Source organism: Sphingomonas sp. GW821-FHT04B01 (assembly GCF_059420425.1).
Genome location: NZ_JBWKTR010000001.1, coordinates 405,838 through 428,948, shown reverse-complemented (window position 1 = coordinate 428,948; position 23,111 = coordinate 405,838). Strand labels below are relative to the sequence as shown.

Sequence of the window (23,111 nt, the reverse complement as noted above, 5' to 3'; positions counted from 1 at the left end):
CGCGGTCCCCCTCCCCGTGGCGGGGAGGGGGAGGCGGCTTATTCGGCGCGGGCCTTGACGATCTTGCCCGGCTCGCGCGGCGGCTCGCCCTTGGGGAGCGCGTCGATCAGCTCCATGCCGTCGGTGACCTCGCCCCAGACGGTGTATTGGCTGTCGAGGAAGCGCGCGTCGTCGAAGACGATGAAGAACTGGCTGTTCGCCGAATTGGGATCGCTGGTCCGCGCCATCGAGCAGACGCCGCGCACGTGCGGCTCCTTGCTGAATTCCTGCTTGAGGTTCGGCTTGTCCGATCCGCTGGTGCCGGTGCCGGTGGGGTCGCCGCCCTGCGCCATGAAGCCGGGGATGACGCGGTGGAAGACGACGCCGTCGTAGAAGCCTTCATTGGCCAGCTCGGCGATGCGCGCGACGTGATTGGGCGCGAGATCGGGGCGCAGCTTGATCGTGACGTCGCCGTCCGCGAGCGTCAGCGTCAGGGTATTGTACGTATCGGCCATGGTTCGTCCTCTTATGGTTGACGTGCAGGTAGTATCGCTGACGCCGAAGGGCAAATCCGCGAGGGTGGCCAATCGTGCCGCAGCGCGGTAGAGCGCGAGCGGACAACGCCGGGAGGAGGCAGCGATGAGCGAGACCGAACTTCCCGAGGCCCCCGCCCCCGAACAGGACGAGCTGGACGAGGACGACCGGTTGCGTCCCGAATTCGTCGATGCGGTGCGCGACGCGGTCGCCGACGGCGACGACGAGGCGGCGCGCGCCTTGGTCGAGCCGCTCCATCCCGCCGACATCGCCGATCTGTTCGAGCTGACCCCGCACGAGGATCGCGGGCCGCTCGCCAAGGCGCTGAAGGACCTGCTCGACGCCGACGTCTTCGCGGAGATGAACGATTACGTCCGCGAGGATTTGATCGACGCGCTGACGCCGACCGAGGTCGCCGACCTCGCCTCCGAACTCGATACCGACGACGCCGTTGCGATCATCGAGGACATGGAAGAGGCGGACCAGCGCGCGGTGCTGCGTGCGCTCGACCCCGACGATCGCGCCGCGATCGAGGAGGCGCTGTCCTACCCCGAGGAATCCGCCGGCCGCCTGATGCAGCGCGAGCTGATCGCGGTGCCCGATCACTGGACGGTCGGCGACGCGATCGAATTCCTGCGCGGCCACGAGGAACTGACCACCGACTTCTGGGAGATCTTCGTCGTCGACGCCGGCCATCACCCGGTCGGCACCTGCCAATTGTCGTGGATCCTGCGTACGCCGGGCAATATCGCCATCGCCGACGTGATGAAGCGCGAGCAGACGCTGATTCCGGTCGACATGGATCAGGAAGAGGTCGCGCTCCGCTTCCAGAAATATGCGCTGATCAGTGCCGCGGTGGTCGATTCGGCCAATCGCCTCGTCGGCATGATCACCGTCGACGACATCGTCCACATCATCCAGGAAGAGGCAGGCGAGGACACGCTGCTGCTGTCCGGCGCGGGCGACGGCGACATCAACGAGCCGATCCGGCTGACCGTACGGACGCGGCTGATGTGGCTGGTGGTCAATCTCGGCACCGCGATGATCGCCTCGTCGGTGGTCGGCCTGTTCGAAAGCACGATCGCCGGTTTCGCGACGCTCGCCATCCTGATGCCGATCGTCTCGGGGATGGGCGGCAATGCCGGCACGCAGACGCTCGCCGTCGTCGTCCGCGCGATCGCCACCAACCAGCTCACCGATTCGAACACGCGCTGGATGGTGTTCCGCGAATTGCGCATCGCCGCCGCCAACGGCCTGGCGCTCGGCGTGCTGATCGGGCTCGGCACGTTCATCGTCTTCGGGCGCACCGACCTCGCGCTGGTCATCGCCGCGGCGATGTTCACCAACAACATCACCGCGGGGCTCGGCGGCGTCCTGGTGCCGGTGACGCTCGACCGGATGAACATCGATCCCGCGGTGTCCTCGGCGGTGTTCGTGACGACGCTGACCGATACGATGGGCTTCTTCTCGTTCCTGGGTCTGGCGACCTTGTGGGGACTGCACGCCTGACCCACATCGCACGTCCATGTTGCACCTGACGAAAGTGGCCTTCGGCGCGACCAGTGTCGAGCATCTCGCCGAACGTCTTACCCTGCGCGCCGCCGACGGACCGGTGTTCCTCACCACCCGCTATTTGCCCAAGCGGCACGAGGAGGTCGCGGGCCAGGGCTCGCTCTTCTGGATCCTGAAGCACCAGCTGGTCGCGCGCTCGGCGATCCTCGGTTTCGGCGAGGCGGAGGGCGGCCGCGTCGCGATCCACATCGACCCGGCGCTGGTGCTGGTCCAGGCGCGCCCGAAACGCGCGCATCAGGGCTGGCGCTATCTCGAAGCGGCGGATGCGCCGCCCGATCTCGGCGGCGAAACCGACGGGCTCGCGGCGATGCCGCCGGCGCTGGTCGGCCGGCTGGCAGAACTGGCGCTGATCTGAACGACGCGCGCGGCCACACCCGCCGTCCCTATTCCCCCGCGCCGCACGTCACCGGTGCGCCGGCGGCGGCGATGACCCGGCATTTCGGGCGCCCCGCCACCGTCACCGCCCCCAGCCCGCTGCTCGCCACCAGCGCGGTGTAGCGCGCGCGTGCGCGCACCGTGCCCGGGCCGTCGAGATGCAGGTCGAGGTCGTTCGCCTCCAGCCCCGCCGCGTCGATCGTGCCCGCGCCGCTGGCGACCAGCCGCATCGCGGTGGCGCGGCCGGCGAGGCCGATCCTGCCGTCGCCGGCGAGCTGCACGATGAGCTGGTCCGCCTGCACCGCGGCGACCTCGATCGTGCCGGTGCCGGCGGCGGAGAGGTCGACGCGCGACCCGACCAGCCGCGCCACCGTCACCTTGCTGCCGCCGTTCACCGTGATCCCGCTCAGCCGCGGCGTCGCGAGCAGGATACGGACCGGCGCCCTCGCGGTCGCCTGCCGCTGCTCGCCCCAGCGGCCGGTGCTGGTCTGACGCACGGTCAGCGTCGTGCCCTCGGCGCGCAGGTCGATGTCACCGATCACGCCGCGATCGCCGATCACCGTGGCGCCGGGCGATCCGGTGGTGATCGTCACCTCGAACGCACCATTGATCCGCACCCGCTCGAAGCTGCCGAGCGCGACGCGGCGCTCTTCGGCCATCGCCGCCGAGGGCAGGAGCAGCAGCAGGGCGAGCAGACGGATCATCGCGCCGAGCGTCGCACCGCTTTGCCGGTGCGGCAAGGACTTACGGCCGAACGACGTTAGCGCCCGCAGCGCACCGAGCCGGTGCCCGTATTCGACACGGTGCAGCGCGCCGCCGCGCCGAGATCGACGTCGCCCGTCCCGGCGACCTGCACCTTCGCGATTCCGGATACCGCAGCCCGCACGTCGCCGGTGCCGGTGACCGAGACGTCGGCACGCTCGACGCGCAGCCCGGCGGCATCGAGACTACCGGTGCCCGCGACCTCGACCGCCAGATCCTTGACCGCGCCACCGGCGCGGACGTTCCCGGTCCCGGCGATCGAGACCTCGGCGCGGTCGGTCATGAGCGCGGCGATGTTCAGATCGCCCGATCCCCGCACGTCCGCCTTGAACGCGTCGCCCGACACGCGGTCGACCGCCATCGTCCCCGATCCGGCGATGCTCGCCTCCGTCAGGCGCGGCAGCGTCACATAGACAGTGACCTTGCCGCCGTGCCCCCAGCGGAACGACCGCTTGCGCCCGATCGCCAGCGTCTCGTCGTCCCTGGCGATGCGCAGCGTGTCGAGATCCTCGGGCTTGCCTTCGGCGCGGACCGAGAATGCCTTGCCGGCGTGCACCTCGACCTCGTCGCTGCCGGTCAGATCGATCTTGGAGAAATCCGTGACGGCGTAGCTGCGGGTGGTGCCGCTGCCGGTCGGCGTGACGCCGGGGCCGTCGTCCTGCCCCATCGAGCAGCCGGCGAGCATCGCGCCGACCATGACAAATGCAACCGCCTGCATCCTTCAACCCTCCTTGTGTATTGCTTCAATAATACACAAGGAGGGTGAGGGCAAGCAGTCCTCATTCATGCAACGCGATTGCATATCGATGGGGTGGGAGGCTCGATCGGTTTCCTCATTATATCCGTCACCCCGGACTCGTTCCGGGGTCCACCGGACCGCAAGGGGTACGGTATCAACTCAAGCGTTTCTCCTAGCCACGGAGTGGACCCCGGAACCAGTCCGGGGTGACGGGGTGGGCTTTGAAAGCGAACGACTGACGTGAATGGCCGTATGCGATAGCCTGCCTCCCTGCCCTCGCGCGGCCGTAGCGCAACGCCCGCCCCCAAAGAAAAAGGGCGGCCCCGCGGGACCGCCCTCTTGCTTCACCGGAACGATGCGCAGCTTACGCCGGCACCTTCTCCTTGTTGTAGATCGCGGCCGCGGCGCGGAGGATGTCGAGAATCTTCTCCTGTGCCTTGGGCTCGTCGACCTCTTCCATCGCGGCCAGTTCGCGGGCGAGTCGGCTGCACGCCGCCTCGAAGATCTGCCGCTCCGAATAGCTCTGCTCGGGCTGGTCGTCGGCGCGGAACAGATCGCGGACCACTTCGGCGATCGACGCGAGGTCGCCCGAATTGATCTTCGCCTCATATTCCTGCGCGCGGCGCGACCACATGGTGCGCTTCACCTTGGGCTTGCCCTTGAGCGTTTCCATCGCCTCGCGCATCGTCTTGTCCGACGAGAGCTTGCGCATACCGACCGATTCGGCCTTGTTGGTGGGGACGCGGAGCGTCATCCGCTCTTTCTCGAAGCGCAGCACGTACAGCTCGAGGCTGGTACCGGCGATCTCCTGCTTCTGCAGCTCGATCACACGGCCGACGCCATGCTTCGGATAAACAACGTAATCACCGACATCGAAGGACAATGCCTTGGCAGCCATGAACGGGCCTTTCTGGATCGCATCCGTCGCGAGGATCGTCCGGGGCGGGATACCCGCGGGTCCGGACGGCGAGGATGGTTGGTACGAGTGTCTCCTGACGGGCAGGACTCATCATGCCCGTCGTGGACACTTTTAACACAGTCGCAACAAAATTACCAGCGTGGATAAGCCAGTTGGACTGACTTACCCTGCACGATCGAACCCGATTCGGGTCGCTCAGTCGCCCGCGCCCGGCTCCGGCGAGAAGAATTGCTCATATTTGTTCTCGACGCCCTTCATCGCATCGGCGTCGGGCGGCGTCTGGTCGAGCTTGCGCGTGACGTTGGGCCATTGCGCCGAGAAGGTCGTGTTGAGCTCCAGCCATTGCTCCAGCCCGCTCTCGGTGTCGGGCAGGATCGCCTCGGCCGGGCATTCGGGCTCGCACACGCCGCAGTCGATACACTCGCTGGGATTGATGACGAGCATGTTCTCGCCCTCGTAGAAGCAGTCGACCGGACACACCTCGACGCAGTCCATATACTTGCAGCGGATGCAGGCATCGGTGACGACGTAGGTCATTCTGGTTCCTTGCGGCCCTGTGCGCCGGCTAGAGTGCGTCGGCTCGGGAAAAGCCGGGTATGAACGCGAGGCTGCTATGCCGCGTTCCCCCCCGCGTCAATCGAAGCCGTTCGGTTGCGACACGTTTGCAGCCAGTTCCTGATAGCAGCTTTGCGCCTCGGGCGCCGGTCCGCGTCGCGTCGGCAAGGCTTCGACGCGCAACACGCGCACCCGGTCGTGCAGTGCAAAGGTGAGGATATTGCCGACGCGGACCGGCGCCGCGCTGCGCTCGATCCGCCGCCCGTCGATGCGCAGGCGGCCGTCGCAGGCGAGGTCCTGCGCGAGGCTGCGCGTCTTGGCGAGCCGCACGAACCACAGGAACATGTCGATCCGCATAGTGTCAGCCATGGCCGCTCCATGCCGCCAGCGCGGCGAAAGCCCCCGTCGGCGACGGTGCGGGCCGCTCGGCGCGCTGCGGCGGCCGGCGACCGCGCCACACCCAGGCGGGCGGCGCTTCCGCCTCGCCGCGTACGGTGCGGAACCCCAGTTCCGCCATCAGCCGCTCCAGCGTCGGCGCGGTGATCCCCATCGAGGTCGCGAGCGCGGGATCGGGCGCGAACGGCTTGCGCCCCTGCCGCGCGTCGTGCGCAGCGCGCGCGATCCGCTCGACGAGGTCGACGCGCACCGCCTGCGCGGCGAGCGGGCGGTAGCCGGTGGCGAGCTGCGCGCCGGGCACGCCGCGCGGCAACACCGTCGCCCCCTCGCGCGGCAGCACATGGCCTTTGCCGCGCACGCCGAGCAGCGCCTGCCGCCAGCGCGCCGCGCCGGGCTTGAGCAGGCGCGGGTCGAAAAGATCGAGCGCGCCGATCGTGATGCCGATCCGACGCAGCCGCTTGCGCTCGTCCTGGCTCAGCGCATCCAGCGATTCATGCAGCGCGAGCCGCGGTATCAGCCCGCCCGCCGCCTCGAGCTCGCCCGCGACGACGCGCAGCGCCGGCGTCGCCTGCGGATCGCGCGCCGCCTCGGCGAGCGCGACCAGCGCCGGCAGATGCCGGCCGAGTATCGCCGCGAACCAGCCGTTGACCCGCGCCGCCACCGCCTCGCGCTGCGACCTCGCGAGACAGTCAAGATCGCGATCGAGCTTGAGCAGCGGCCGTGCCAGCGACGGCCCTGGCGTCAGCAGCGCGACCGCATGGCCGTTCCACACGATCGCGTCGTCGACCAGGGTGAAGGCCGCGTCCTCCGCCGCGACAAGCGCCTCGCCACGCCGCCGCCGCTCGCCACTGAGATGCTTCTCCGCCGCGGCGAGCAGCAGCCGGCGATCCGTCGCGCGCGCGGCGGGGTCGACGGTGAAGCGGAAGCCGTCGAGCCGTCCGATCGGATGATCCTCGACCAGCACCTCGCCCTCCGGCCCGATCACCACCGGCAGCAGCGAGGCGTCGGCACCGATCTGGCGGATCAGCGCGGTCGTCCGCTTGTCGACGAACCGCTGCGTCAGGCTGGCGTGGAGCCCGTCGGACAATCGCTCCTCGATCGTCTTGGTCCGTTCGGCGCCCGCGGCGGGGTCGGCGAGCCAGTCGGGGCGCTGCGCGATATAGGCCCAGCTGCGGATCGCGGCGATCCGCCCGGCGATCGTCTCGACGTCGCCGGCGATCGTGTCGAGCCGTGTCACCTCGTCGGCGAACCACTGGTTCGGCACGACGCCGCGGCCTTCGCTGAGATAGCCGAAGATGCGGCTGACGAAGCGCGTATGCGGGTCGAGGCCGAGCTTGCGGAAATCGGGCAGGCCGCACGCCGCCCACAACCGTTTGACCATCGCCGGATGCCGCGCACGATCGCGCACCCACGTCTCGTCCGCCATGCGCTTGAGCACGGCGAGATCGGTAGACTGCGGCGCGGCGAGCAGCACGCCCGGCTCGGGCCGCCGTTCGAGGCTGGCGATCAGCGCGTCGACGCTGGCGTAATCGGGCTCGCCGTTGCGCCAGTAGAGCTGTTCGATGCGCGGGAAGCGATGCTCCTCGATCGCGAACACCTCCTCGGGCAGGAACGCGCCCGGCCCCTCTTCCGTGACGCCGCCGAAGGTGCCGTCGCGCTGGTGGCGGCCGGCGCGGCCGGCGATCTGCGCCATCTCCGCCACCGTCAGCCGGCGGCTGCGACGACCGTCGAACTTGCTGAGGCCGGCGAAGGCGACGTGCGCGACGTCCATGTTGAGCCCCATGCCGATCGCATCGGTGGCGACGAGATAATCGACCTCGCCCGCCTGGAACATCGCGACCTGCGCGTTGCGCGTGCGCGGCGACAGCGCGCCCATCACCACCGCGGCACCGCCGCGCAAGCGGCGCAGCATCTCGGCGACCGCATAGACCTCCTCGGCGCTGAATGCGACGATCGCCGAGCGCTTGGGCAGCCGGCTGATCTTCTTGGCGCCCGCATAGGTCAGCTTCGAGAAACGCGGCCGGACGATGATCTCGGCATCGGGCACCAGTGCACGCACCATCGGCCGCAGCGCCTCGGACCCGAGGATCATCGTTTCCTCGCGCCCGCGCCGGCGCAACAGCCGGTCGGTGAAGACGTGGCCGCGTTCGGCATCGGTGCCGAGCTGCGCCTCGTCGAGCGCGACGAAGGCGGCGTCATGCTCGGGCATCGATTCGACCGTGCACAGATGCCAGCGCGCATTGGGCGGGACGATCTTCTCCTCGCCGGTGACGAGCGCGACGCTGTCGACGCCCTTCAGCTTGACGACGCGGTCATAGACCTCGCGCGCCAGCAGGCGGAGCGGAAAGCCCATGATCCCGCTCGAATGCGCGCACATCCGCTCGACGGCGAGATGGGTCTTGCCCGTGTTGGTCGGCCCGAGGACCGCGGTGACCGCCGCTTTCATGGGGGCAACATCGGGTGTCGCGACCGATCGCGCAATGAGGCAAAGCAAGCGGGGCGACCCCAATTCCCCCCTACCGCACCGGCGAACCCGTCCACCGCACCGCACCCCCCCCCGGTTAATTTGACTTTAGACTTTGCCCCCCACAGTGCTGCGACCCGACGCCGGGGGACGATCGGCGACCAATTCCACGATGAGGCGCCTTCCCGCGTGTTCTTGCGCACCGATCAGGGTTTCGATCTCGCCGGCGGCACCGCCGCCCGGCCGTTCGGCCGCGCGCTCGCCGTACCGCGCCGGCTCGGGCCGATCGAGCGGCTGCGCGGGCGCGACTGGACGCCCGACCTCGGCGCGCAGATCGGCAGCGGTGACTGGTGGCGCGGCCTCGCCACCTTCGGTACGCTGATCGGCGCGGTCTGGGCGCTCGCTCCCGGTATCACGCCGCTGATCGGCGCCACCCCCGCGCCGCTCGCCGGCACCCCGCTCGAGGAAAGCCGCGCGCTGGCGATCGCGCCGCTCGCCTGGGGCGGGGACACCGGCCACCGCATGGCGGCGAACGACCTCGTCGCGCCGCTCGCAGAAGCCCCCGAACGCCCGATCGTCGAGCTCAACGCGACGCTCGGCGAAGGCGACGATTTCGACCATGTGCTGATGCGCGCCGGCGTCGGCCGCAACGACGCGCGCGCCGCCGTCGGGCTGGTCGCGCAGGCGGTGACGCTCGGCGACATCGCGCCGGGCACGCGCATCGCGCTGACCCTCGGGCGCCGCCCGGCGAAGACGGTGGCGCGCCCGCTCGACAAACTGGCGTTGCGCGCGCGTTTCGATCTCGCGCTCAGCCTCGATCGCGGCGTCGGCGGCCTCGCCATGACCCGCAAGCCGATCGCGGTCGACAGCACGCCGCTGCGCATCCAGGGGCTCGTCGGGTCCAGCCTCTATCGCTCGGCGCGGGCCGCCGGTGCGCCGGCGCGTGTCGTCGAGAGCTATATCAAGGCGCTCGCCACCCGCCTGTCGATCGGCCGCGACGTCACCGCCGCCGACGGCTTCGACCTGATCGTCGAACAGCAGCGTGCCGCCACCGGCGAGGTGCGGCTGGGCGAATTGCTCTATGCGGGCATCGATCAGGGCCGCCGCAAGGTGCAACTGGTGCGCTGGGACGACGACGGCAAGCCGTCATGGTTCGACGCGCACGGCCAGAGCGAACGCCGCGGCTTCATGGGCATGCCGGTGGCAGGCCGGATCACCTCGTCGTTCGGCTATCGCATGCATCCGCTGCTCGGCTATCTCAAGATGCACAAGGGGCTCGACATCGGCGCGCCTTATGGAGCGCCGATCCTCGCCGCGCTGGATGGCGTCGTCCAGGGTGCGGGCCGGTCGGGCGGCTACGGCAATTTCGTCAAGCTCGTCCACGGCGGCGGCCTCGCCAGCGGCTATGGCCACATGAGCCGGATCGCGGTGGCGCGCGGCGAGCACGTCCGCCAGGGACAGGTAATCGGCTATGTCGGCTCGACCGGCCTGTCGACCGGGCCGCATCTCCATTGGGAGGTCTGGCGCAACGGCCAGACGATCAACCCGCGCTCGATCTCGTTCGCGAGCGTCCAGACGCTGTCCGGCGAGAGCCTGCGCCGCTTCAAGGCGCGGGTGGCGGGACTGCTGGCGGTGAAACCGGGGCATACCTCTTAAGTCCTCCCCTTGCGGGGGAGGAATTTGGATTAGCGCCCCTGCGCGCGCCAGCGCAGGACGGTGCGCTGGATGATCGCATCCTCGCCGCCCGCGTCGCGCCACAGCGCCGAGAACAGCGGATCGCCCGATGCCGGCCGCTTGCCCTCCTCGAGTGCGTCGAAGCTCACCCGGATCGGCACCGCGACGCCCTCGCCGCAGATGATCGATTCGCGGTTGCGCAGCGCGGGGATCGAATCGAGGAACCCGCGCGCGCCCTCGGGCATCGCCGCGCGGACGAACGCCTGGTCGCGCTCGTTGTTGAGCCGCATCGCGATGATCGTGCCGCATTGCGACAGCACGCCCTCCTCCAGGTCGGACGGCCGCTGCGTGATCAGCCCCAGGCTGACGCCATATTTGCGCCCCTCCTTGGCGATCCGGCCAAGGATGCGCCCGACCGAAGCGTTGCGTCCCTCGTCGCGCGCGCTGCTCGGAATGTAGCGATGCGCCTCTTCGCAGACGAGCAGGATCGGCCGCTGCGGCTCGTTGCGCGACCAGATCGCGAAGTCGAACGTCATCCGGCTGAGCACCGCGACCACCACCGAGGTGATCTCCGACGGCACGCCCGACACGTCGATGATCGAGATCGGCTTGCCGCCGCCGGGCATGCGGAAGATGCGCGCGAGGAAGTCGGCCATCGTATCGGCGACCAGCATCCCCGAGAACATGAAACTGTAGCGTGGGTCGGCCTTGATCTCGTCGATCCGGCTCTTGAGCCGCAGATAGGGCGAGGTGTCGCCGGCGCGATCCATCTTGCCCATCTCGGCGCTGATGATGTTGGTGAGGTCGCTGAGCAGATAGGGGATCGGCGCGTCGACGGTCAGCTTGGCGATCTCCTGCCCCAGCCGGTTCTTGGCGCGCGCCATCAGCAGGCATCGGGCGAGGATGTCGCTGTCGGTCTGGCGATCCGCGGCGGAGGCGGTGACGAACACCTCGCAATGCTCTTCGAGGTTCATCAGCCAATAGGGCATGGCGAGATTGTTGACGTCGTAGATCGCGCCATTGGTGCGGAACGCCGCGGCATATTCGCCATGCGGATCGATCATCACGACATGGCCCTGCGGCGCCAGTTCGCAGATGCGGTGGAGGATCAGCGCCGCGGCGGTCGACTTGCCGGTGCCGGTCGACCCGACCAGCGCGAAATGCTTGCCGAGCATCGCGTCCACATAGAGCGAGGCGCGCACGTCGCGGGTCGGATAGACGGTGCCGATCTTGATGTGCGGCTGGTCGGCGGCGGAATAGATCTGTTCGAGGTCGCGCGTGGTGATCGCGAACACGTCGCAGCCGGGGATCGGATAGCGCGTCACGCCGCGGCGGAAATGGTAGAGCTTGCCGGTCAGCCGCTCCTCGTCGCCCTCGCCGAGGAAGTCGATGTCGGCCGCGACCCAGTCGTTGCCGGCGCCGTCCAGCACCAGGCTGCGGATGTTGGCGATCAGCCACGCGCCGCCGACGCGCATCTTGATCTGGCCGCCGACCTGCCCGGCAGTAGCGACCACCGGATCGGCATCCTGCGCGACGAGTTCGAGCGCGTTGCGATCGAACAGCACGCGGCTGCCGCCGCCGGCGACCGCCAGGACGCAGCCGATCGCCGCCGGCCCGGCGCCGTGGCCGACCGCGGCGGCGGCCGAAAGGGGCGTCGCACCCGCGAATACGCTCGGGCCGGGCATCTCGGTCATTGCGGCAGCATCCTGTCCATCGTCCGCCGAGCGCTAGCCGGGAGCCGTTAAGATACCGTCATCGCATGCTATATCCGTCGCGCGATCCACCCGGCGGCAAGCCCGAGACCGACCGACAGCACCACCGCCGCCAGCCCGTAGAGGATCGAGCGGCGCTCGGCAGCGCGCGCGACGAAGCGCTCGAACCCCGATTTGCGGATGTCGATCTCGCGCACCGCGGCGGCGAGCACGCGGCCGTCGCGGATCAGGAAGGTCTCGGCGGTGAACCGCCCGACCGGCACGCGCGCCGGGATGGTCAGCCGGGCGCGATACAGCACGCCCTCGCTGATCTCGACCGCGTGCGGTGCCTCCAGATACAGGCCGGCGCGCCGCTTGAGATCGACCAGCCCGCGCTGGAATCCCTGTTCGACCGTGATCGCGCTATTCGATCCGGGCGACAATTGCAGGCTGTCGAGCCCGAGTTCGTAGATCGCACGGGTGCGCTCGTCGACGATGCGCTCGATCGGCCGCGACGAGGCGAGCGCATAGAAGCTCGGCACCGAACTGTAGCGCTGATGCTCGGCATTGACCCAGATGCCGGCGACCTTCTTCTTCTCGCGCACCAGCACCGGCTGGGTCGGTCCTTTCACGACGACGACGATGTCGGTCGGCGCCTCGCCCCGCGGCAGGCGGCCGCCGGGGTAGAGGATGGCACCGAACAGCAGCAATTCGGCGCCGGTGAAGCTGTAGGCGATCTCGATGTCGCGCTGCGACACGTCAGGGACGAGCACCGGCTTGTCGGCCGGGGCGGGTGCCTGCGCCGACAGCAGCAGCGCGGCGAACGGCAGCCAGCGCCTCACGTCAGCTCGACCGTGAAGATCTCCTCCGGCCGCCAGACGAGGCCGAGCAGGATGCGCAGGCCGACGAGCAGCACCATGATCGCCAGCGCGAGGCGGAGATATTCGGGCTTCACCTTGGTCGCGAACCGCGCGCCGAGCTGCGCGCCGATCACCGACCCGATCAGCAGCAGCCCGGCGAGCACGATGTCGACCGCCTTGGTCGTCAGCGCGTGCACCATCGTCGCCACCGCGGTGACGAACAGGGTCTGGAACAGCGAGGTGCCGACGACGACGCTGGTCGCCATGCCGAGCAGATAGATCATCGCCGGCACCAGGATGAAGCCGCCGCCGATGCCGAGCAGGATGGTGAGGATTCCCGTCCCGAAGCCGAGCAGCAGCGGCGCCAGCGGCGAGATATAGAGGCCCGAGGCGTAGAAGCGCGTGCGCAGCGGCAGCGCGGCGACGAGCGGATGATGGCGGCGCTTGCGCGGTTTCATCGGCCGCCGGCCCCGCGCGACACCGATCGCACCGATCGATTCGCGCGCCATCAACGTGCCGATCGAGCCGAGCATGACGACATAGACGATGCCGATCACGGTATCGATCTGTCCGCTCGCCTGTAGCAGGCGGAAGATCCACGCGCCGGCGAAGCTGCCGACGATGCCGCCCGCGACGAGCACCCCGCCCATCTTGGTGTCGACGCCGTTGCGGCCGAAATGCGCGATCACCCCCGAGACGCTCGCGCCGGTGACCTGGCTCGCCGAGGAGGCGGCGGCAACGGTCGGCGGAATGCCGTAGATGATCAGCAGCGGCGTGGTAAGAAAGCCGCCGCCGACCCCGAACATCCCCGACAACAGCCCGACGCCGCCGCCAAGCAGCACGATGACCAGCGCGTTGACCGACAGATTGGCGATGGGAAGATAGACGTCCACGGGGCGGCTTTATACGCGGCTGGCGGCTGCCGACCAGCCGTCACCACCCACTGCCGAGCGACAAAGCCGGCCCCGAACCCGGCCGCGACCGGCCGGCGACGCGCTGCCGCCAGTCGATGGCGACGCGCATCCGCGGTTTGCAGGGCAGGTCGAGCCCGACCGCCGGCCCGATATCGAACCGTTCCGCGCCGGGCTGAACGCCGCCCCAGAGTCCGGCGCCGACCTCGATCGCCATGCCGCGGATCGCGCCCAACGGATGCGCGGCACGAATCGCGCCGTCAGCGAAGAAACCGACGTCGCGCCGCGCGACCACGCCGGTCTGGCCATAGCCTTCCACCATCAGATCGCGTCGGACCGGCATCGGCCCGAACCCTCCGACCAGCCCCACCATCGGCCCGCTCGCAGCGCCATCGATCGAGAAGCGCTGTTCGGCGAGGACATGGATCGGCGCATGCGTCGGCTGCCAGTCGATCCCCAGCGCGATCTCCCTGCCCGGCCCCGCGAGCGGCGTCGACACCCGCGCGGACACCGCGACGCGCTGCGCGCCATCGAGAGGATAGGTCAGCCGCAATCCTGCCTGTGATCCGCCGAGCTGGCTTGCCGGCACGTGCGCCTCACCGCCGCCGGCGCGGACGATCAGCCAACCGCTGCCGGCCAGCCGATTGCGGATCGGCGGCGGCAGGGCGACCATCTCCAGCCTTGCCACGGGTATGACGGCGTTGCGATCCTGCGTGACGGAGGGCGGCGCGATGGCGGGGAACGGTGTCGGCACCAGCGTCATCTCGTCCGGCGGGTATGGCCCCTGCACCTCCTGACGTGCCCGCATGACGCCGGCCGCCATGTCCGGCTTCGGGTGCACGCCGGCACGCGAATGGGATTGCGACGCCGCCTGCTCCGAAGCAGCCACAGACGCTCCGGCGGCACCCGATAGTCTTCGCCTCTTGCGGGAAGGGCTCCCCACGCGCCGTTCGCGACCGACGTCCACCGCCATTTCCGATCGCTCCGCGACCCCCCGGCGCCACACGTCCGTCACCCGCATCCCCGCCCAGAACCCGAGCCACAGCAGCAGGAACCGGAACGGTCGGCTGACCTTCATCCCAGCGCATCGATGTCGGGAAAGGCGTGGACCGTCTTGTCCCATACCGGCGAGTCTCCGCGCAGGAACAGCGCGTAGCGGCGCAGCGCCAGAGGGGTGGCGAGCAAGGCTATCAGATTGGCGACGAGGACCCGCGGCACCGACCAGCAGCCCTCGCGCCAGCCGTAAGCGCTTGTCGTGCACACGATCCGCACCGCCACGCGCCAACCGAGCAGCAGCGTCGTCGTCCAGCACAACCAGCCGGCGATATGCTGCCCGGTATCGGGAACGCCGCTCAGCCAATGCGCCGTCGCTACCGCCACCCACAACAGTATCGCGCCATAAGCGACGCCGAGCACGACCACCGAGATCAGCGCGCGCCGGTCACGCATCCGCATCCAATGGTCGGCGAACGCCCCCGGCAGGCCCCAGCCGATCCGGTCCCAGCCGGCAAGGGCGATGCCGGTCATCCACCGCGCCTTTTGCCGGATCGCGGTTTGAAAGGTCTCGGGGAAATAGGCCCGCACGGCGACGAGGCTGCGATCGCACGGGTCCCATATCCGCGCGAAGCAGACGCCGCCGCCGCGGCCGGCGACGTGGAGGCCGAGTTCGTAATCCTCGGTGAGGCAGGACGCATCGAACGGCGCGCCGCCCCGCTCGACGGCGATCTCGCCGAGGACGTCGGTGCGGATCGCGCACCCGGTTCCCGCCAGCGGCAATGGCGCACCCAACATTGCGCGCACGGGCTGCTGCATGCCATGCGCGTAGGCGAATTCGTCGGCATAATGGCCCGAAACCAACGATCCCGATCGGATCAGCGGCAATACCGGCACCTGCACCACCGCATAGCTCTGCAACAGCGCGGCGAAGACCCGCAATTCGGCCGGATGAACCACGTCCTCGGCATCGTGGATGACGATCGCCTCGGTTCGCCGCTCCGCCGCGGCATCGTCCCGTTCCAGCGCAGCCCATAAGATATTGAGGCAATCCGCTTTGGTCGTCGGACCATCGCGCGGACCGACGATCACACGGATGCGTGGATCACGTTCGGCAATTCCTTGCGCCGCCTCGATCGTCGCGGGATCATTGGGATAGACCCCGACGTACACGCGATAGCCGGAATCACCGAACCGCGCCGTCGTCGCCGCCAGCATCGCCCCGATCACCGCCTCCTCGCGCCAGGCCGGGACGAATATCGCGAACGATGCGGGCACCGCCCGCCCGGGCAGATCGCTCACCCACCGGTGCGGTGCCTGCCAGTGCCGCAGCCGATCGACGAAAAAGCAGAGGTCGACACCGAGATCGTCGACCCCGCCGATCAGGAACCAGGTCGCCGCGAACAGCATCGACTCGCGCACGGCGCCGTCCAGGACGACCATCAGAAAATCCAAGACCCCCGCCCCGCATTTCTAGGCGACAACATCCGCAACGGATGCTTTTGAGCAAGGAGAATTCGTCAAGCCATTAGGATTATTGAGGCCGCACGGCCAACCCCGCATGCAGATCGCAATACGGCGGCATGCTTATCTCGAACTATCAACAGGATGCATGACGGGGCGGGGAATATGGGTCACGCGAGCGGGGCCGGACCAGTCCTGCCGCGCCTGCCGCCGCGCACATAAATCGCGCCCGCCCGCCGTAACGGTGCGAACCATTCCGTGGTCGGCGCGTTACTCGCCACTGATCCCTTTTCCCCTTTCGGGATCAGTGCCGGTCCAAGCACGGCACGGTCGCGCCGATGCGTAGCAGGCGGCGCGGCCAACGTGCTGGGCAGGTTACGGCGTGTCGCGACCGCCGCCGGTGCCGCGGCCCGCGCCGCCACCCGCACCCGCCGCACCGACCGTGCCGATGTTGCCGAACAGATCCTCGAAGAAGCCGCGCTTGCGACCCAGCGTCGGCGTCGTCTTGCCATATGGATCGATGCTGGCGATCTGCTCGACGCCGGTGCGCGTCACCGACTTGACCGTGCCGTTGGGATCGAAGCTGATCTTGAGCGCGATCTGGTCCTTCGCCTTCGGCTTCTGGAAGTTGAGGTTGCGGCTGTCGCGCGCGACATAATACCAATCGCGCGTGCCGAACTGGCTGGCGATCGTCGGCTGGCCGAGCGTGCTCGCCACCGACTGGCGGTTGTCGACACCCGGCTGCACCGAATTCACCAGATCGGCATCGATGATATAGCCCTGATGCGACCGCAGCGGCGCGCAGGCGCCCATGGCGACGGTCAACCCGAGGGTCAGCCCGAGGCCGATACGGGCAAAGGATACGCTCATCACTATCTCCAGCGGCAGCGCCACGCCATGTCGATTGCATCGCCCGCCGATCGCCTCGATATGCGAAGCACGGGCGGGCTTCAAGCGCCGGGGCCATGTTGGCGCGAATGGTGAGGATATGCCGTGGGTTGGTGGGGACGATTGTTTGGCGAACGCCGCGAAGAGGCGTTGCCGCTGTACAATGCGGTGGTAACGCGCGGACGCGCCGAACATTGGTATCTGGCCGGCGGCGTACCCGACACGGTCGACGGCCGCTTCGACATGATCGCCGCGGTGCTGGCGATGGTGCTGCTGCGGCTGGAGCGCGAACCCGCCGCGGCGGCGCTGTCCGCGCATCTCACCGAGCGGTTCGTCGACGATATGGACGGGCAATTGCGCCAGATGGGCATCGGCGACATCGTCGTCGGCAAGCATATTGGCAAGATGATGAGCATGCTCGGCGGCCGGATCGGCGCCTATCGCGACGGGCTGGCGAGCGGCGATCTCGGTCCGGCGCTGGTCCGCAATCTCTATCGCGGCGTGGCTCCGGCGCCGCAGGCACTGGCCGCAGTCGCCGCCGACCTGATCGCGCTGCACGACGCGCTCGCCACCGTCCCGCTCGACCGCCTCGTTGCCGGAGACCTGCCATGACCCCCGAATTCAGCCGCCTGGAACGACTCGATGCGATCGGCGCGGGCGAACGCGAGATACGCATCGCCGCGACCGAGGCCGAACGCGCCGCGCTGGCGGTGCGCTTCGGCGTGCTGTCGGTCGAACGGCTCGACGCCACGCTCCGGATCAAGCGCGAGGCGGCGGGGATCGTCGTGCGCGGCCGCGTCACCGGCGCGGTGGTCCAGGCGTGCTCGGTCACCGACGTGCCGCTCGACGCGACGATCGACGAACCGGTCGCGCTGCTGTTCGTCGAGGCGCTCGACGAGCAGGAGGAGGTCGAGCTCGACGCCGGCGCGCTCGACACGGTCGAGATCGAGGGCGGCGCGGTCGACCTCGGCGAGGCGGCGGCGGAGACGATGGCGCTGGCGCTCGATCCCTTTCCGCGCAGTCCGGATGCCGAGACGGTGCTGCGCGAGGCCGGCGTGATCAGCGAGGATGATCATCGCCCGTACAGCCCGTTGCAGGACCTCAAGTCGCTGCTGGGCAAGGGGTAGCGCCCCCTACGCAGCCTCGCCGCCGCGCCCGCCATGGCGCTGCTCGGTGAGGATCTGCCAGCCGGTGATGAACAGCGCCGCGACCAGCGGGCCGACGACGATGCCGCTGATCCCCGCCACCTCGATCCCGCCGAGCGTCGTCACCAGCACCAGCCAGTCGGGGATGCCGGTATCGCGCCCGACGAGGACCGGCCGCAGGATATTGTCGGCGAGCCCGATCACCGCGACGCCCGAGACGATCACCACGACGCCCTGCAACACAGCGTCGGTGGCGAGCAGGTAGATCGCGACCGGCACCCACACCAGGGCCGGCCCGATCGCGGGCAGCAGCGCCGCCAGCGCCATCAGCAGACCCCAGAGCAGCGCCGCCGGCACCCCGACGATCCAGAAGGTCACCGCGCCCAGCGCACCCTGCACGAGGGCAACGACGACCGACCCCTTGATCGTCGCGCGGACGACGGCGACGAACTTGTCGATCAGCCGGTCGGCGACCGGCCGTTCCAGCGGCAGCGCGTCGCGGATCACCGGGCCGAGCCGGTCGCCGTCGCGCAGCAGGAAGAAGGTGACGTACAGCCCGACGCCGAAGGCGAGCAGGAACGCCGCGGCATTGCGCCCGATCGACAACGCCTGCGACGCGATCGACTGGAAGCTGCTGCGCAGGCCCTGCGCGATCCGCGCCTGCGCGGTGTCGAAGCTGCCGAGCCCGGCGCGGTCGAGCGGATGCTGCACCCATTGCGGCAGCGCGTCGTGCACCTGTTCGAAATAGCGCGCGAAATCGATCTGACCGCTCTGCACCTTGGCATAGACGCCGGCCGACTGGTCGACGACCATGCCGGTGATCGCCAGCGCCGGGATGATGACCGCGACGAGGATGATCAGCAACGTCGCCGCCGCCGCCCAGTTGCGCCGCCCCGGCATCTTGGCGAGCAGCCAGTGGAACAGCGACTGGAACAGGATCGCCGCGAGCAAACTCCACAGCAGCGCCGCGACGAACGACGACACGACGAGCAACAGCCCGCCGGTGATCAGCGCCAGGAACAGGATCAGCCCGCCCGATTCGAGCCGTCGTCTATCGATCACGTCATTCCCCTTCGTCGTCCGTCCCCGTGCGGATCGGGGCAAGAACCCGTCAGGACCGTTTCGGGTCCGTCTCGGTCCTGCGGTGAATCACCCAAAGGCGCGAAGGCACGAAGAAGAAGGAAGATTTGGTTCGCGCAGAGGCGCGGAGGCGCGGAGAGGTTGCGCCTGTCGGACGGTCACCGCGTACCACGAGCGTGGTCCTGACCAGATCGGCGCGCAAAGGCGCAGAGGGACGAGCGCGATTCCGTCGCGATGCCGATCTGCGCCGGAAAGATGAAGCGCCTTCGGCGCAACGGGCACGCTTCTCGGCGCCTCTGCGCCTCTGCGCCTCTGCGCGCAAAACCCTTCTTCTCTCCGCGCCTCCGCGCCTCCGCGTGAACCGGTCTTCTTCGCGCCTTCGCGCCTTCGCGTGAAATCAGCGCTCGTCGGGCCCGAGGCTCGGATCGAGGTCGCGCGGCCGTACGAACCGGCGCAGATCGCCGCCGCCCTCCGCCACCGCCGACCAGTCGGCGATATCGAAGGTCATCTCCGCCAGCGTCGCGGTCGGATATTTTTCCTCGACCAGCGCCCGCAGCCCGTCCGGCGCCGCCGGCACCAGCATCAGCACCAGATCCTCAAGCCCCGGATTGTGCCCGACGAGCAGCACCCGCTCCGCCTCCGCCGGCAGGTCGTGGACGACGTCGAGCAGCGTCGCCGCCGAGGCGAGATAGATACGCCGCTCCCACGCAGGCGCCAGGTCGCGGCCATAGCCCGCCACCACCGCATCGAGCGTCTCGCCGACGCGCACCGCCGGCGAGGCGACGACGTGATCGAAGGCGAGGTCGAGGCTGCGCATCTTGCGCCCCACCGTCTCGGCGGCGCGCCTGCCCTTGGCGTTGAGCGGGCGGTCGAAATCGCGGCTCACCGGATCGTCCCAGCCGGACTTGGCGTGGCGCAGCAGCGTCAGCGTCTTCAACCGGCGTCTCCGTGGTGCATCGCGGGAGCCGCCTCATGCCCGATGTGAGTCGGTAAGGAAAGCCGCGCCTGCACCCGCGCCACCGCCTCGTCGAGCGTCACCCGCGCGATGCCGACGCCGGGCGGAAACGCCGACAACAGCCGCGACGGCATCGCCGACGACAGCATCACGAACGCGCCGCGATCGTCGGCGCGGCGGATCAGCCGCCCGAACGCCTGCGCCAGCCGCGCCCGCACGATGCGATCGTCATAGGCCGACCCGCCCCCCGCCAGCCGCCTCGCGGCGTGCAGCACGCTCGGCTTGGGCCAGGGCACGCCCTCCATCACCACCAGCCGCAGCGACGATCCCGGCACGTCGACGCCGTCGCGCAGCGCATCGGTGCCGAGCAGCGAGGCGTGCGGGTCGTCGCGGAAGATATCGACGAGCGTGCCGGTATCGATCGGATCGACGTGCTGCGCGTGCAGCGGCAGCCCCTCGCGCGCCAGCCGGTCGGCGATGCGGCCATGCACGCCGCGCAGCCGCCGGATCGCGGTGAACAGACCGAGCGTGCCCCCGCCCGCGGCGACGATCAGCCGCGCATAGGCGTTGGCGAGCGCGGGCAGGTCGCCACGCTTGACGTCGGTGACGATCAGCACCTCGGCATTGGCGGGATAGTCGAACGGGCTCTTCGCCTCGAACCGTGAGGCGGCGCGGGCGAGATGCGGCGCCCCGACGCGCGCCTCCGCGGTTTCCCAGTCGCCGCCGCCGGTGAGCGTCGCCGAGGTGACGAGCGCGCCATGTGCCGGCTTCAGCACGATCTCGGCGAACGGCCGCGTCGGGTCGAGCCAGTGGCGGTGCAGGCCGATATCATATTCGCGCCCCTCGACCCGGTCGACCGCGAGCCAGTCGACATGCGCCGGATCGACCGGGCCGCCGACGCGCGCGAGCAGCGACAGCCACGCCGCCACCGTCTCGGCACGCCAGCCGATCGAGGCGATCGCCCCCTCGACGCGCGCGCGCGCCGGCGCATCCATCCAGTCGGGCGCCTCGGCGAGCACCGCCTCCAGCCGCCGCCCCAGCGTCACCAGCGGCCGCACCAGCGCATCGAGCGCCGCCGCGGCGGGTGCCGCCGCCTCGATCAGCTCGGGGGTCGGCTCGGCCAGCTCGGTTTCCAGGCCGTACCCGGCGTCGCCCGGCTGTTCGGCGCGCGCATAGGTCAGGCCGCGCACCGCGGCGAGCAGATGCTCGATCGGCCCGAACGGCGCGCCTTCGTTGATCCGCCCCAGCCAGCCGTCGCTGGCGAGATGCCGCGACGCCTCGATCGCGTCCTGGATCGCGATGCCGCCCTGTTCGTCGTAGCTGGCGACGTCGGACAGGCGCGCCTGAAGCCCGCGCCGCCGGCCGCGCCCGCCACTCTCCGGCCCGAGGATCCAGCGCCGCAGCTCGATCGTCTCCTGCCCGGTCAGCGCGGTGGCGAACATCGAATCCGCCGCCTCGAACAGATGATGACCCTCGTCGAAGACGTAGCGCGTCGGCCGCGTCGTCGTCTCGCGGCCGCGCGCCGCATTGACCATCACCAGCGCGTGATTGGCGATCACCACGTCCGCTTCCGCCGAGGCGCGCGCGGCGCGCTCGATGAAGCATTTGCGGTAATGCGGGCAGCCGGCATAGACGCATTCGCCGCGCCGGTCGGTCAGCGCGGTCGGGCCGTTGCGCCGGAACAGCGTCGGCAGCCAGCCGGGCAGGTCGCCGCCGACCATGTCGCCGTCGGCGCTATACGCCGCCCAGCGCGCCACCAGTTGCGCGAGGATCGCGGCGCGGCCGGCGAAGCCGCCCTGCAACGCATCCTCCAGATTGAGCAGGCACAGATAGTTCTCGCGGCCCTTGCGCGTCACCACCTTCTGCCGGCGCAATGCCGGGTCGGGGAACAGCCGCTCGGTCTCCTTCGACAATTGCCGTTGCAGCGCCTTGGTATAGGTGCTGATCCACACCGCGCCGCCGGCCCGCTCCGCCCACAGCGAAGCCGGCGCGAGATAGCCCAAGGTCTTGCCGATCCCCGTCCCCGCCTCGGCGAGCACCAGATTGGGCGCGTCGCGCATCGCGCGCGGGGCGAAGGCATCGGTCGCCGCCGCGGCGAAGGCGCGCTGGCCGAGCCGCTCCTCGGCGCCATGACCGGTGAGGTCGGCGAGCCGCGCCTCGGCGTCGGCGGGGGGGATCGCGACGGTCAGCGGTGCTGGCCGCGGCGCCTGTTCCTCCCATTCGGGCAGGGTCGCGAACAGCCAGCGCTCGTTGACCTGCGGCTTGGCGAGCAGCGGGGCGAGCGCGGGTCCCCATGGCCAGCGCAGCCGGGTCAGCGACTGTGCCGCGGTCCACGCGCCCTCGCGCTCGGGCCAGCCGCCTTGCGTCACTGCGAGCAACGCCGCCGCCGCCTCGCGCAGGAAGGCGGCGACGCCCTCGTCGGTGTCGGGCGGCGACAGATCGACCGCGCGCGCCAGCCCCCTCGGCGTCGGCACCGCGAACCGAGCCGGATAGAGGAAGGCGAACAGTTCGAGCAGGTCGAGCCCCGACAATTCGGGATAGCCGAGCCTTTGCCCGACGAGCGGCGCGTTGAGCAGGATCACCGGCGTGTCGGCGGCGATGCGGATCGCCTCGCCGCGCCCGATCGGCCGCGTTCCCTCCGCGGTGGCGATCCAGATGCCGCCATGGCTGGCGTGAAGGGCGGGATAGGGGATCACCCGTGCCGCCATAGCCCGCCGGAACAGAATGGCAACCGGACGGCGGTGCAACTCGGCGGCGCATCGCACGTTCGGCACGGGTCATCCGCCTGATAAGGATCAGTCTTCATGCGTACTCTGCTGTTCGCGCTCGGCGCCGTCTCGCTCGCCCTCCCCGCCAGCATCGCGCTGCCGGTCAGCAAGGCCGAGGCACGCCATCATTACCGCAATTCGCACGAGCGCGGCTATCGTCACGTCAAGCGCTGCCGCCATTCGAGCGGCACCACCGGCCTCGTCGCGGGCGGCGTCGGCGGCGCCTTGCTCGGCAATTCGGTGCTCGGTCATGGTGCGCTCGGCACCGTCGGCGGCGCCGTCGGTGGCGCCTTCGCCGGCCGCGCGATCGACCGTACGATCACCGCGAAGGACCGCTGCCGCTAAGTCTCGCTGTCAAGAGAGTTGCCGTGAGCGCGCGGGGTGCTT

Annotated in this window: 22 protein-coding genes; 6 read left to right on the top strand and 16 right to left on the bottom strand. The window is 69.6% G+C overall.

The annotated features are described in order from the left end of the window. Positions 1 to 38 precede the first annotated feature (38 nt). The gene (locus AC07UH_RS02140; protein ID WP_038664083.1) at positions 39 to 494 is read right to left on the bottom strand and encodes a peptidylprolyl isomerase; all 456 of its coding nucleotides are present in this window, start codon (positions 492 to 494) and stop codon (positions 39 to 41) included. A gap of 124 nt (positions 495 to 618) precedes the next feature. Between AC07UH_RS02140 and mgtE the strand changes: the two genes are divergently transcribed. Continuing rightward, a complete protein-coding gene (gene mgtE / locus AC07UH_RS02135; RefSeq protein ID WP_038664086.1) occupies positions 619 to 2,022 on the top strand; it encodes a magnesium transporter in 1,404 nt (467 codons plus the stop codon). A 16-nt stretch (positions 2,023 to 2,038) separates the two neighbouring features. Beyond that, positions 2,039 to 2,440, top strand: a complete 402-nt coding sequence (locus tag AC07UH_RS02130; protein ID WP_495179492.1) for a DUF1489 family protein — start codon at positions 2,039 to 2,041, stop codon at positions 2,438 to 2,440. A 28-nt stretch (positions 2,441 to 2,468) separates the two neighbouring features. Here the strand turns inward: AC07UH_RS02130 and AC07UH_RS02125 are convergent, their stop codons facing one another. The 6 genes from AC07UH_RS02125 to AC07UH_RS02100 form a co-directional block, all read right to left on the bottom strand. Further along, positions 2,469 to 3,164 (bottom strand): GIN domain-containing protein, encoded by a 696-nt coding sequence (locus AC07UH_RS02125; RefSeq protein WP_495179493.1) that lies wholly within the window; start codon positions 3,162 to 3,164, stop codon positions 2,469 to 2,471. 56 nt (positions 3,165 to 3,220) lie between these two features. Beyond that, a complete protein-coding gene (locus AC07UH_RS02120; protein WP_495179494.1) occupies positions 3,221 to 3,940 on the bottom strand; it encodes a head GIN domain-containing protein in 720 nt (239 codons plus the stop codon). A 385-nt stretch (positions 3,941 to 4,325) separates the two neighbouring features. Then, a complete protein-coding gene (locus tag AC07UH_RS02115) occupies positions 4,326 to 4,859 on the bottom strand; it encodes a CarD family transcriptional regulator (protein WP_038664094.1) in 534 nt (177 codons plus the stop codon). A 216-nt stretch (positions 4,860 to 5,075) separates the two neighbouring features. Next, positions 5,076 to 5,417, bottom strand: a complete 342-nt coding sequence (fdxA, locus tag AC07UH_RS02110) for a ferredoxin FdxA (protein WP_038664097.1) — start codon at positions 5,415 to 5,417, stop codon at positions 5,076 to 5,078. A gap of 96 nt (positions 5,418 to 5,513) precedes the next feature. Continuing rightward, complete coding sequence (locus tag AC07UH_RS02105; RefSeq protein ID WP_038664100.1) at positions 5,514 to 5,804, bottom strand: RNA-binding S4 domain-containing protein; 291 nt, start codon at positions 5,802 to 5,804, stop codon at positions 5,514 to 5,516. Next, the gene (locus tag AC07UH_RS02100) at positions 5,797 to 8,277 is read right to left on the bottom strand and encodes a helicase-related protein (protein ID WP_495179495.1); all 2,481 of its coding nucleotides are present in this window, start codon (positions 8,275 to 8,277) and stop codon (positions 5,797 to 5,799) included. Before AC07UH_RS02100 ends, AC07UH_RS02105 begins: the two co-directional genes overlap by 8 nt. A gap of 207 nt (positions 8,278 to 8,484) precedes the next feature. Between AC07UH_RS02100 and AC07UH_RS02095 the strand changes: the two genes are divergently transcribed. Next, entirely contained in the window at positions 8,485 to 9,951 is a 1,467-nt protein-coding gene (locus tag AC07UH_RS02095) for a M23 family metallopeptidase (protein ID WP_495179496.1), read from the top strand. 29 nt (positions 9,952 to 9,980) lie between these two features. On the opposite strand, the gene AC07UH_RS02090 is transcribed toward AC07UH_RS02095, so the two are convergent. From AC07UH_RS02090 to AC07UH_RS02065, 6 genes are all read right to left on the bottom strand, one after another. Continuing rightward, entirely contained in the window at positions 9,981 to 11,663 is a 1,683-nt protein-coding gene (locus tag AC07UH_RS02090; protein ID WP_495179497.1) for an ATP-binding protein, read from the bottom strand. 68 nt (positions 11,664 to 11,731) lie between these two features. Next, positions 11,732 to 12,502 carry a TIGR02186 family protein gene (locus AC07UH_RS02085; RefSeq protein WP_179944540.1) on the bottom strand — a complete coding sequence of 257 codons (771 nt, stop codon included), beginning with the start codon at positions 12,500 to 12,502 and terminating at the stop codon, positions 11,732 to 11,734. Continuing rightward, complete coding sequence (locus AC07UH_RS02080; protein ID WP_038664111.1) at positions 12,499 to 13,413, bottom strand: sulfite exporter TauE/SafE family protein; 915 nt, start codon at positions 13,411 to 13,413, stop codon at positions 12,499 to 12,501. Before AC07UH_RS02080 ends, AC07UH_RS02085 begins: the two co-directional genes overlap by 4 nt. 40 nt (positions 13,414 to 13,453) lie before the next feature. Continuing rightward, the gene (locus AC07UH_RS02075; protein WP_495189850.1) at positions 13,454 to 14,254 is read right to left on the bottom strand and encodes a hypothetical protein; all 801 of its coding nucleotides are present in this window, start codon (positions 14,252 to 14,254) and stop codon (positions 13,454 to 13,456) included. 251 nt (positions 14,255 to 14,505) lie between these two features. Further along, positions 14,506 to 15,867, bottom strand: a complete 1,362-nt coding sequence (locus AC07UH_RS02070; protein ID WP_495179499.1) for a glycosyl transferase family protein — start codon at positions 15,865 to 15,867, stop codon at positions 14,506 to 14,508. A gap of 396 nt (positions 15,868 to 16,263) precedes the next feature. Continuing rightward, positions 16,264 to 16,758 (bottom strand): outer membrane protein assembly factor BamE, encoded by a 495-nt coding sequence (locus AC07UH_RS02065; protein ID WP_038667428.1) that lies wholly within the window; start codon positions 16,756 to 16,758, stop codon positions 16,264 to 16,266. Positions 16,759 to 16,881: 123 nt separating this feature from the next. On the opposite strand from AC07UH_RS02065, the gene AC07UH_RS02060 reads away from it, so the two are divergent. Further along, positions 16,882 to 17,388, top strand: a complete 507-nt coding sequence (locus AC07UH_RS02060; protein WP_495179500.1) for a ubiquinol-cytochrome C chaperone family protein — start codon at positions 16,882 to 16,884, stop codon at positions 17,386 to 17,388. Next, positions 17,385 to 17,903, top strand: coding sequence for a YceD family protein (locus AC07UH_RS02055; RefSeq protein ID WP_495179501.1), 519 nt, complete (start codon positions 17,385 to 17,387; stop codon positions 17,901 to 17,903). Before AC07UH_RS02060 ends, AC07UH_RS02055 begins: the two co-directional genes overlap by 4 nt. Before the next feature lie 6 nt (positions 17,904 to 17,909). Here AC07UH_RS02055 and AC07UH_RS02050 read toward each other — a convergent pair whose 3' ends face one another. The 3 genes from AC07UH_RS02050 to AC07UH_RS02040 all read right to left on the bottom strand — a co-directional run bounded on the left by AC07UH_RS02050 (position 17,910) and on the right by AC07UH_RS02040 (position 22,664). Continuing rightward, positions 17,910 to 18,983 carry an AI-2E family transporter gene (locus AC07UH_RS02050; protein ID WP_495179502.1) on the bottom strand — a complete coding sequence of 358 codons (1,074 nt, stop codon included), beginning with the start codon at positions 18,981 to 18,983 and terminating at the stop codon, positions 17,910 to 17,912. 415 nt (positions 18,984 to 19,398) lie between these two features. Beyond that, positions 19,399 to 19,938, bottom strand: coding sequence for a SixA phosphatase family protein (locus AC07UH_RS02045; RefSeq protein WP_495179503.1), 540 nt, complete (start codon positions 19,936 to 19,938; stop codon positions 19,399 to 19,401). Beyond that, a complete protein-coding gene (locus AC07UH_RS02040; RefSeq protein WP_495179504.1) occupies positions 19,935 to 22,664 on the bottom strand; it encodes an ATP-dependent DNA helicase in 2,730 nt (909 codons plus the stop codon). The genes AC07UH_RS02045 and AC07UH_RS02040 overlap by 4 nt, the downstream gene beginning before the upstream one ends. A gap of 96 nt (positions 22,665 to 22,760) precedes the next feature. Here AC07UH_RS02040 and AC07UH_RS02035 point away from each other — a divergent pair, with 96 nt between their 5' ends. After that, positions 22,761 to 23,069 (top strand): hypothetical protein, encoded by a 309-nt coding sequence (locus AC07UH_RS02035; protein ID WP_038664126.1) that lies wholly within the window; start codon positions 22,761 to 22,763, stop codon positions 23,067 to 23,069. Positions 23,070 to 23,111 lie beyond the last annotated feature (42 nt).